Origin of the sequence: Microcoleus sp. B9-D4, assembly GCF_036705105.1 — a bacterium.
Taxonomy (GTDB): domain Bacteria; phylum Cyanobacteriota; class Cyanobacteriia; order Cyanobacteriales; family Microcoleaceae; genus Microcoleus.
In genome coordinates, this window is the sequence record NZ_JAUBTS010000029.1 from 31,706 (window position 1) to 42,387 (window position 10,682).

General features: G+C 44.8%; 8 protein-coding genes and 1 other RNA gene. 2 read left to right on the top strand and 7 right to left on the bottom strand.

The window, feature by feature from the left end; genetic code table 11:
- Positions 1-228 precede the first annotated feature (228 nt).
- From QUB24_RS18245 to QUB24_RS18255, 3 genes are all read right to left on the bottom strand, one after another.
- Positions 229-486, bottom strand: a complete 258-nt coding sequence (locus QUB24_RS18245; RefSeq protein ID WP_050813024.1) for a DUF2811 domain-containing protein — start codon at positions 484-486, stop codon at positions 229-231.
- A gap of 634 nt (positions 487-1,120) precedes the next feature.
- Positions 1,121-2,626: a cryptochrome/photolyase family protein gene (locus QUB24_RS18250; protein WP_333154591.1), complete on the bottom strand. Its 1,506-nt coding sequence runs from the start codon at positions 2,624-2,626 to the stop codon at positions 1,121-1,123.
- A 104-nt stretch (positions 2,627-2,730) separates the two neighbouring features.
- Positions 2,731-3,375 (bottom strand): class I SAM-dependent methyltransferase, encoded by a 645-nt coding sequence (locus tag QUB24_RS18255; protein WP_333154592.1) that lies wholly within the window; start codon positions 3,373-3,375, stop codon positions 2,731-2,733.
- Between the two features lie 162 nt (positions 3,376-3,537).
- On the opposite strand from QUB24_RS18255, the gene QUB24_RS18260 reads away from it, so the two are divergent.
- Both QUB24_RS18260 and QUB24_RS18265 read left to right on the top strand, forming a co-directional pair.
- Entirely contained in the window at positions 3,538-3,804 is a 267-nt protein-coding gene (locus QUB24_RS18260; RefSeq protein WP_333154593.1) for a hypothetical protein, read from the top strand.
- A 235-nt stretch (positions 3,805-4,039) separates the two neighbouring features.
- The gene (locus QUB24_RS18265; RefSeq protein ID WP_333154594.1) at positions 4,040-6,085 is read left to right on the top strand and encodes a sensor histidine kinase; all 2,046 of its coding nucleotides are present in this window, start codon (positions 4,040-4,042) and stop codon (positions 6,083-6,085) included.
- A gap of 31 nt (positions 6,086-6,116) precedes the next feature.
- On the opposite strand, the gene QUB24_RS18270 is transcribed toward QUB24_RS18265, so the two are convergent.
- The 4 genes from QUB24_RS18270 to corA form a co-directional block, all read right to left on the bottom strand.
- Positions 6,117-7,253 carry a Gfo/Idh/MocA family oxidoreductase gene (locus tag QUB24_RS18270; protein ID WP_333154595.1) on the bottom strand — a complete coding sequence of 379 codons (1,137 nt, stop codon included), beginning with the start codon at positions 7,251-7,253 and terminating at the stop codon, positions 6,117-6,119.
- Positions 7,254-7,508: 255 nt separating this feature from the next.
- Positions 7,509-8,216 carry a ribonuclease III gene (gene rnc, locus QUB24_RS18275; protein WP_333154596.1) on the bottom strand — a complete coding sequence of 236 codons (708 nt, stop codon included), beginning with the start codon at positions 8,214-8,216 and terminating at the stop codon, positions 7,509-7,511.
- Positions 8,217-8,507: 291 nt separating this feature from the next.
- An RNA gene (gene rnpB / locus QUB24_RS18280) (RNase P RNA component class A) lies at positions 8,508-8,941 on the bottom strand.
- Positions 8,942-9,389: 448 nt separating this feature from the next.
- Complete coding sequence (gene corA, locus QUB24_RS18285; protein WP_333154597.1) at positions 9,390-10,571, bottom strand: magnesium/cobalt transporter CorA; 1,182 nt, start codon at positions 10,569-10,571, stop codon at positions 9,390-9,392.
- Positions 10,572-10,682 lie beyond the last annotated feature (111 nt).

Sequence of the window (10,682 nt, forward strand, 5' to 3'; positions counted from 1 at the left end):
GAGGGGGTAGGCACGGGGAGTAGGGGTAGCACTACCCCTACAAAATCGCGATTTTCGTGAGAATGAAACCGCCCTGCTTCTTAAGGGAGATGCAATGGGGCTCTGCATTAAGCTATAAGCGATAGTTCTCAGGGATTTTAAGCTTAAGTTGACACCTATGCAGTGGGCGCCCTCTCGGTCAACTAAAATCCTTCCCAGAAACCGCGTCTCCCCCTCTCCCCTGATCCTTTAAGAGGACGGAGTTACATTGTTGCTGTGCAAGTCTTGAGGAGATTGAAACAGAGTTTCGAGATAAACTCTCGCAGCTTGGCGATAACTGCGCGAAGCTTCAGGCGTACCGCTATCGGCATTCTGCAACAAAAACAGCGACAGGGCGGCGCAAAATACTCGGTCTAGATCCCATTCGGGATGGGTTTCCAGGTAAGTTTTGAGAGAATCGTGCAGCGTTTCGGGAATTTCAGCAAAAATACTGACTGTTGGGTTCATCATTTTTTTTAGTCTCGCTAATAAATTGAAAACAGAACCCCCCTTTCGGCCGGATACAGGTGCAGGGACGGCCGAAATCAGAGCGCTTTTTTTAGGTCGGTCGCATCATTGTGCGCTATGAGGGGGTGGGTTTGTCAATGTTGCGAAATATTACAAAGTCCTTTAGATAAAAAAAAGGTTTACCAAAGAATCAGCTTTTTAGGGCATTTTTTGTTACATATCTTTATGTGTTGGGCGGTTTATGAGGAATTAGCCAGCAAGTTAAGGAAATCCCCAATTCCGCAGCAAGATGCTACCGTGCCGTTAATTTCTGTGGAAAACTTTGTCGGATCTGTGGAAAACCTCAGACTTGCCTGTGGAAACGCTGTGGAATGTTTAGGGAAAAGTCAGGGAAAAAATAAGAATTGCAAAGGGCATGGGGCATGGGCATGGGGCATGGGGCATTGTTGACTGTTGACTGTTGACTGTTGACTGTTGATTAATGTTAAGGGCATGGGGCATGGGGCATGGGGCATTGTTGACTGTTGACTGTTGACTGTTGACTGTTGATTAATGTTATTGGTTATTTGTTATTAGCCACTGCCAAGGATTAACAAATGACAACTGACAACAGTCAACTGACAACTGACAACAGTCAACTGACTAAGTGCCACTCTGCTGCTTTTTGGCGGATGGTTGCCAATTCTGCTGGCGGCATTTTGTCGAGATTGGCTAAGATAAAGCTCATGCGACCGATCGACTGAAGTTTTTCCCGGTGGCGCGCTAGGAAATCCCAGTAGAAGAAGTTGAAGGGACAGGCATTTTCGCCCGATCGCACTGTGCGATCGAATTTGCACCCCCGACAATAATCGCTCATTTTATTAATGTAATTGGCAGAAGCAGCATAGGGCTTCGAGGCCAACACACCGCCGTCAGCAAACAAACCCATGCCCAGCACATTAGTCTGCATTACCCAGTCATAGGCATCCACAAACGCACTGTGGAACCATTTTTCTAGCTCCTGGGGCGAGATTCCCGCAATTAGACCAAAATTGCTCAAAATCATCAACCGCTGGATATGGTGCGCGTAACCGCTGCCTTCGACTTGAGTTAAAACTTGGCGCAAACAGTTCATATCTGTTTTACTAGCGTCCCAAAAAAACTCCGGCAGCGGTTGAGTGTGGTTGAACCAATTCTTTTCAAAATAATCAGCATCCACGTAAAAATACACACCGCGAATGTATTCTCGCCAGCCCAGAATTTGGCGGATAAAACCTTCTACACCGTTTAAATTTAAGTTTTTTTCGAGGTAGGCTGTTTCAGCCGCTTGAATAACTTCTAAAGGATGCAGCAAGCCAATATTAAGATACGGAGAAATTAGGGAATGCCACATTGTTTCCTCCCCCGTTACCATCGCGTCTTGATAAGGGCCAAAAGCGGGGAGACAATGTTCGATGAAATTATCTAATACTTGCAATGCTTGCTCTCGCGTAACCGCCCAGGGAAAAGGTTCAATCTTGCCGTAAGTTGGGAAAGATAGAGATTTAACTTGTGCGATAACTTCTTGAGTTATGGCGTCCGGTTCAAACCAGAGAGGTTTCGGGGTATCCAGTTTTCCTTTGGGTGGCTGACGATTTTCTTTGTCAAAATTCCACTTCCCTCCCACAGGTTTATTGCTGCTATCCATTAAAACTTGAAAACGTTGGCGGCTGGCTCGATAGAAGTCTTCCATTAACAAACGTTTGCGGCTTGAAGCCCAATCTTTGAATTCTGTTTCTGTCCAGAGGAATTGATTGTTGGGAATTAGGGTTATTTGACAGGGGAGTTGCAAGTTTTGAACGAGCTGTAAAAAAGGTCGATCGTTCGGAGCCATTACCCGCACTTCGGTGATATTGTGAGCTTGTATCCAAGCTTTGAGAGGTGCTTCAAAGTCCTCCGATTTTGTGTAAGTAACTTGCCATCCACTGCCGCGCAATTCTTTAGCGAAGTGCCGCATTGCTGACCAAATTAATACTAATTTTTGTTGGTGGTAGCGCCGCTGTTGAACGTGCTGCCAAGATTCAATTAAAATTATCGGTAGGGAGGGTTTATCATCTGTGCGGTTGAGAGCAGCTTGCTTCTCCCACAGTTGATCGCCTAATATCCAAACGCCAACAGTCATTTTACTTGTTTTTTAGTGAAACTTATTTTTTACTTTTTATGATGCCTGGTGGTCTAGTCAAGAAACTTAATTTATTGACAACTCACCACTCATAAGTTTTCAGGTTATCCTGAAAACTTACTAGAGCATAACATTGATTTCCAAAGATAGGGACACCGACCAGCAAATTTAAATTTTATGTCGGTGTATCCTTCATGTGTTAATAATTTGGTCAGCGTCTCTACTGAGAAAAATTTAATGTGACCGTTATCCCAAAGAACAGTAAAATGTTGATCTAGTTTGCCAGAAACCGCTAAAGCCAGATTTTTTAAATAGCCGTGATATGGTGTGGAAATAATTAATCTTCCTCCCGGATTGATGCATTTTTTGGCAGTTTTTGCTAGTTCTTTAGGATAAAGCAAGTGTTCGATTACTTCAATAGCTAAGACAACATCAAATGAGTTCAAAATATCGGTATCTGGAAGGTCGTAAATATCTGCTTCGATAAACTGACAATCGGGGAAACTTTGACGGGAGATGGCAATTCCGGCCGCTGAAGTGTCAACGCCGACAACTTCGCAGCCGTGCTCTGCGATAACGTGACTGAGGCTGCCATTGCCGCAGCCGAGATCCAAAACTCGGAGTTTTGTCTTGCTGGTCTGCTGAAGTGTCGCCAGCATTTCTAAAAGGGGAGATATCAAATATGCGTGATGATATCTCGGACGGTTGTTTGTGTAATAATACGTATAATTGCTAAAGTTTTTTTTCATCGATTAAGCTATGGAGATTATTGCCGAGACCGCGAATTTACGGAGCGTGGGTGCACTGTTTGGGCCAAGGTTCCCCACATTAGGGTTGTCAGAGTCGATCGGCAGCTCGATCGTCTCATTCTTTTTGTTTGACCGGTGAATTATTGTCACCGAATCAATCGGATGGCAAAAGAAATCTTTGACAGGATGCCAAATCTCGCATCGCCCATCTCTGGCCCATCTCTCGAAGGCATTCGGAAAGAAAAAGTCCGATCTAGCAAGAATTATCTCTGTACACTAGCCGGAAACCGAACTTTTTGCCTGTTAATTTGGGGTGAAGGCATCTATGCGATTCTAGCTTCAAGCAACTGCGGTATGTCCACCCGACGCTTTTTCCAGCCGGAAAAATGTGCCTTGGGGCGATGGGGCGCAAGTCGAGCCGAGAATTGAAGAGGGAAGTGTGACCTAGATCACAGGCAGTTGCCAAACAAATTGCTGAGTATCTTTAAGTCCACACACTTAGAATCGAGATTACTACAGTGGCTTCTATAATTGTGTTTAAATGTTGTTCTGAAGCTGTGTTGTCCAGTCAGCAGAGCCCCCTAGACAGATTCGCGCTTTCGGTCTGGTTTATTTCACTTTAATGGTCGCTGTTGGGTGTTGCACCTTAATTTAGATATTTCCTATGGTTAAGTTAGGTCAATCCTCCTTTCGCCGTATTTTACTGTCGCGGATTTTGTTGCTCAGCGTACCGGTTCTACTGGTGGGGGAGTATGTTACCTATCGCAAGGCACGCTCGACGCTTCTGGAAACTGCTCGTCAAAACTTGACAGAAAGTGCAGTCAGAAAAGCAGAAACTATTGAACAGTGGGCGAAATCGCTGAAGTCGAATCTGATCGGCGCTTCGGAAAGCTCGATGTTGCAGTCGGTAGATCCGAAGGATTATCAAAAGTTTATCGCCCAATTAGGGCAGCGGTTGCCAGCGCAGGTTGATTGCTTGCAATTGACTAATTTAAAGACAAATCAAGTGATAGCAAGCACTTGCGGGCAGCAGCCGATTCAGTCGTTGCCGGCAAAATTTTGGCCACCCGTACAGCAGCAGCAAACGCTGCTGGACGACAAGAGCGTTTACATCAGTCTGTCCTTACCTCCGCAGCGACAGGGGACAGCAAACGATCAGAAGGTGGCTTTGGGGGCTGAGGATTTTCCCGATCCGGGTAAAGAAGGCTCCGATAGCCAAGCGAGTTTGGTGTTGAGCGCTCCTGTTTACATTCGTCGGGGCAATACCCTGCAGTTGAGTTATGCTTTGAGTTTGCAGTCGGCATTGCCTGTGCAAACCAGCGCTCCCAAGGGTTCTTTAGCCGGCTATACGGTGGCGATCGACCAAGATGGGACGATTTTGGCGCACCCGAATGTCAACCGCGTGGGCCGCAATATCGACCAAGAGGCAGATGCCGCTCGACTAAAAAGTATTGTCAAAAGGGCGATCGCCGGCGGACAAGCTTTTCTCCACCTATTTTCCTTTGAAAGAAATGGTGTAGAGTTGCTAGCAGGATACGCCGCTATCCCGAGTCCTTCAACTACACAGGAGAACAGCAAGTGGATTATTTTAGCTGTTTCTCGTTTAGATTACGCTCTGTCAGGTTTGGAAGAAATTCAGCAAGTTTTATTTAATTTAATTGTAGGTTTGGTTGCTGCTAGTATCATCGCGACCTTATATCTGTCTCGCGACTTGGCGCGTCCTGTGGAAAAACTGAGAGACTACGCGATGAAAGTAGATACGGAAGCGTCGCAGACAGTGCCCCAAGATTTCCAAATTAGGGAATTCAATCAACTATCAGAAGCACTCAACAGCATGGTGCAGCGCCTTAGATCCTGGGCCAAAGAATTGGAAGTCGCCACCAAAGAAGCGCAAGTTGCCAATCAATTAAAAAATGAATTTTTGGGGAATATTTCTCACGAATTGAGAACGCCGCTCAACGGGATTATTGGTTTTATTCAAATTGTGCGGGACGGCTACTGCGATGACCGAGATGAAGAAATGGAATTTCTACAGCGGGCCCACGACTCGTCAATGCAATTGCTCAATATTATTAATGATATTTTGGACATTGCTAAAATAGAATCCGGCACGTTCTCCATGATGTTAGAAGTAGTTGATATTACTCAGGTACTTGAAGACGCGATTGATTTGCAAGCGACTCCAATCGAGGAAAAAGGCTTGAAGTTAAGTTTGCCAGCTCCTCACGATCCGATTATTGTTCATGCCGATCCGGAGAAGCTAAAACAGGTGTTTTTAAATGTTTTGAGCAATGCCGTTAAGTTTACAGAGTCGGGGAGCATTAATATATCTGTGCGACTAGAATCTAGGACTAATTCTGGTAGTTTTAACGGCAGTGCTGAAAGTACGACGGGTCCCAGCGGTCAAAGCGATTGGGTGGTGGTGACAATTAAAGATACGGGAATTGGTATCGATCCCGAGCACCAGCAGAAATTGTTTCAACCTTTTGTGATGGCTGATGGTTCTACAACTCGCAAGTTTGGCGGTAACGGTTTGGGCTTGGCTATCTCGCGAAGGATAATGGAATCTATGAGCGGAAGCATTACCCTGCACAGCGCGGGCGTGAATCAAGGTACTACGGTGATGATTTCTTTGCCTGTCAATCAGCAGTCAAGTTTTTATTTTCACAGCCCCGACTTAGTAACGGAAAAGGGAAGTTTCAAAAGTTGAGGAGTGATTTTCCCAATCTAAAATCTCAAATCTAAAATGGTATTAGGGGCTGTCCGCCGAGTTCGAGGGATTTGCTCAAAGTGCTGAGAATGCGGATTAATTCGACGGAGGCCGCGCCCGAAGAGGTAAGACAGGGGGTATTTGTTTGCACGCAATTGAGGAAGCGATCGCACACTCGCCTCAGCGGTTCTACTTGTTCTAAACTCAACACTTCGCGGTGTCTGAGGCTTGTTGGCTGTGGCGCGATGATCGCACTTTCAAAAGAGTTATTCTCTTCGCCTCCCCAATCTGCATTCCCACGCTGCAAAATCAGGGGAGTTTCTGGCGACATTTCATCAAAAATCAAGGTTCCCAAACTGCCAACAACTGTTAAGCGCCGTTGTTTGTCGGGATTTAGCCAGCACAGGTGAATAAATGCTTGAAATCCGTCGGGATAGGTGAGCGTTACCCAAACTAAATCTGCTAGTTTTTCTGCAGGATTAGTAGTCAGCAGTGAAGGAGAAAATTGATTTTCAATTTCTGCTGCTTCTTCTTTATTTATTCCTGATTCCTGATTCCTGATTCCTGATTCCTTCGGAAAAACAGTGCCGATCGCCCTTACTTCAATTGGCATTTGTTCCAGCCAAGTATTGAAAATAGCGATATCGTGAATAGCCAAGTCCCAAAGAGCATCAACGTCATGGCGCACCGGTTCAAAATGGGTGCGCTGGGCGTAACCGTAGCGCAATTTTCCAAGTTGATGCTGTTGAATAATTCTTTGGCCTCGATCGACTGCTGGATGAAACAGATAAGTGTGGTCAACGAAGAGTTGCCGCTGCTGTTTTTCGGCTAATTGACAGAGTTCTATTGCTTCAGTCAGGTTGAGGGCGAGGGGTTTTTCTGCTAAGACGTGGTAGCCTTGTTTGAGCGCTGCTGCTACGAGGGTGTAGTGTGTGGAAGCTGGAGTAGCGATCGCCACAGCTTGCAGTCCCGGCAAGGCTTGCACTTGAGACCAATCGGTAGCTAGAATCACCGAGGCATCAAGATTAAACTGTTTTTGAACGGCCGCCAATGAATCTCGATTCGGGTCTACCACCGCTAAAACTTGGCTGTTGGGATGTTCGAGAAAGTTGCGAATTAGGTTAACTCCCCAGCGACCTGCACCCAATACAGCTATTCCGATTTTCATTAATTATAATTTCAAAAATCGCACAGCAATTATAGCATATTTTGTTATTATTATCTATGTTTTAACTCAAAAAAATCACTGTTGACTGTTGACTGTTGGCAGTAGTTATTGGTTATTGGTTATTGGTTATTGGTTATTGGTTATTGGTTATTGGTTATTGGTTATTGGTTATTGGTTATTGGTAGCAGCTAACAAATAACCTATAACTGATAACACCAGTCAACAGTCAACAGTCAACAGTCAACTGACTACTCACTACTCACTACCAACTAATTTATTGAAAGCTACCTGAGCCGCTGCTTGTTCCGCCGCTTTGATCGATCGACCTTTTCCCTCTGCTACCAACTTTCCCAGAATGAGAACTTCTGCGGTAAAACGATCCTCTCCGCCCTGCACTGTCCCGGTTTCTTGCACGCTATATTTGGGCAAAGTTTTGTATTTGCCTTGAGTCAACTCTTGGAGAGCAGCTTTGTAGTTTTGGCGAGCCGGATCGCTGCGGATTTCCGCCGCTAAGCGTTGAAAGTGAGAATCTAGCCAAGGGCGAATTAATTCTAAGCTCTGGGTACTCAAATAAAGCGCAGCCAGTACCGCTTCCAAAGCATCGGCCAGCCGGGGTTCAGCGCCTGTTTTGTCTGCGGCGGCGCTGCTGGAAACAATTAAATAGCGATCGAACCCGTAACTTTCAGCGATTTTAGCAAGAATTCGATCGCTCACCAAGATCGATCGAATAGCAGCAAATTCTCCCACTGTACAGTCAGGATAAATCTCAAACAACAATTCCGACGCAGCCAGTCGCACAACTGCATCGCCGACAAACTCTAGTTGCTCGTAATTTGCCTTAGCTGACGCGCTCGCATGAGTCAAGGCTAAATCGAGGAGATGCCATTTGATCGAAGCATTCTTCCTCAGTCCCAATTTTTGAATTAATGTTTCAAGTTGCTTTTGGCGACCCGGATAAATCATACCATTTTAGATTTTAGATTTTAGATTTTAGATTTTAGATTTTAGAAGTGGCAATCACGGATGACTATCCGGGTTGGGAGGTTTTCAAAAGTGGCATTATTTTTTTTAACTGGTATCAGATTCATATTAATAAAAAACTTTCCTTAAAAAACTAAATATTCCTCCCGGTGCTTATGGTGCACCTTACCCAAAATCTTCCTCCCGGTGTGCACTGCACACCTTTCCCAACATAAAACAGGTCTAAAGGATTGGTCAACCTGATTTCCCAGCGGTAATTTTAATTAAATGGGGGGAAAAAGTCGGACATAAGCCGGGTTCTGTTCTCTCAACTGCAAGCAGTTTTTGAGGGCAGTTATCTATCTGGGACGCCTGTTACCAGACGCCTCAAGCGGTACCAAAAAACGGAACTGGTAAAAAACCAACCATAGTCCCTCCGACCTTGCTCCCAACTGGGGTTTACCGAGCCAGCACCTCTCGATGCTGCTGGTGCGCTCTTACCGCACCTTTGCACCCTTACCCCCTAACACTTTGCGATTTTCGATGCTTGATTTTTGATTCAATCTCAAATCTCCAATCTCCAATCTCAAATCGGGGGGCGGTATCTTTCTGTGGCACTATCCTCACGATCGCTCGCACTGGGCGTTACCCAGCAAGTTTGGTTTTTCGGGAGCCCGGACTTTCCTCAGACAAGCTTTCGCTAATCCGCAACCGCCTGCGCCTACTTTTTCCCCAGATTTATTGTACGCGATCGTTTGTCAATCAATTTGGGATTTGAGATTGAATATTTTAAATTGTCGCCCACTTAACTTGGACATTTGTGTTTATTCTCACATCTGGCACTATTGTCAATAAGCTTTTTATGAACAGGCTTTCCGGCCTGTTCCACAATAAAATTCATCTCTTGTGGAACAGGCCGGAAAGCCTGTTCTTGACAATGGTGCAACATCTCAGTTTATTCAAACTCTTGTACGGTGTGCCCGAAAGCCCGCCCAACAATTAAATTTCCCTGCAACTCCCTTAAAATCACTCACGGATGAATCAGGGGGCACAAAAGTTGGCAATTATCATCCAAGGATTTATCGCAGGGATTCAACTAGGGGCAGGAAACCTTTTTACCTAACATAATTTTGAATTTTTCAATCTTTAATCCCCAATCTCAAATCTTCAATTCGGTTACTTTAATGAGTCATCTTTGATAGTAGAAAAATTATCAAACCAGCCGCGCCGCCAGAAAAAGTAAACTAAACCAGAGGCGATTCCTACCATAACAGCCCAACACAGCGGATAGCCAAAATACCAATTCAGTTCCGGCATATTTAATGGCGATTTCTCTGTATTGAAATTCATCCCGTATACTCCCGCCACAAAGGTTAGAGGAATAAATATACTCGAAATCACCGTCAGCAATTTCATGATTTCATTCATTTTATTACCAACCGAAGACAAGTAAACATCCATTAAACCCGAAGACAACTCTCGATAGGTTTCCACCATATCCATCACCTGCACCGTGTGATCGTAACAGTCGCGCAGGTAAATTCGCACCTCTGGACTAATCAAATCACTGCTATCTCGAATCAAAACATTAATTGCATCCCGCTGCGGCCAAATGGCGCGGCGCAGAGTCAGCAATTCTCGCCGGATTTTATAGATTTTTTCCAGGGTTTTGCGGGTGGGGTTCACCACCACTTCATCCTCTAATTCTTCAATGCGCTCTCCGTAAACTTCTAATACAGGGAAGAATCCATCTATAATCGAATCTAACAGAGTATAAGCTAGATAATCTGCTCCGTGTTTGCGAATCATTCCTTGTCCTTTACGAATGCGATCGCGCACTGGTTCAAAACAATCATAGTCTGGTTCTTCCTGAACAGTTAGCAGGTAATGCTTGCCCAAAATAAAACTTACTTGTTCTTTATGAAAAGTATCAGATTCTGGATGCAGCATCACCATCCAAGCAATGATTAAAATGTGTTCTTCATAGTCTACTACTTTCGGTCGCTGGGGAACATTAACTACATCTTCCTGAGCCATTAGGTGCAAATTAAATACTTCGCCCATTTGTCGCCAGGTTTCTTTGTTTCCCAATCCCAACATATCAACCCAAGAAACAGATGCTGTATCTAAATACGCAGCACCTTCTCGAGGATTTGCCAAGTGGGCGCGAGTAGCTGCTGTTTCGCAATAGTCAATTAATACAATCTCGGGAGGCGGCGCATCGGGTTCTAAGTCGAGAGTTCCCGGCGGAGCCCCCGGATTGTCATAAAAATAGTCAACATAGGAATCATCATTATCTTCTTCTTCTTTAATTTGTTTGGCAACGGCACTAGAAGTATGTATGTTTTTGTATACCATGCTAATATTCCTGACTTTTACAACCTTTAACTAGATTATCATTTTTCCAGTAAAACGACCAATTCCCAATGACAACAGTAAACAGTAAACAGTGAACAGTCAACAGTAAAC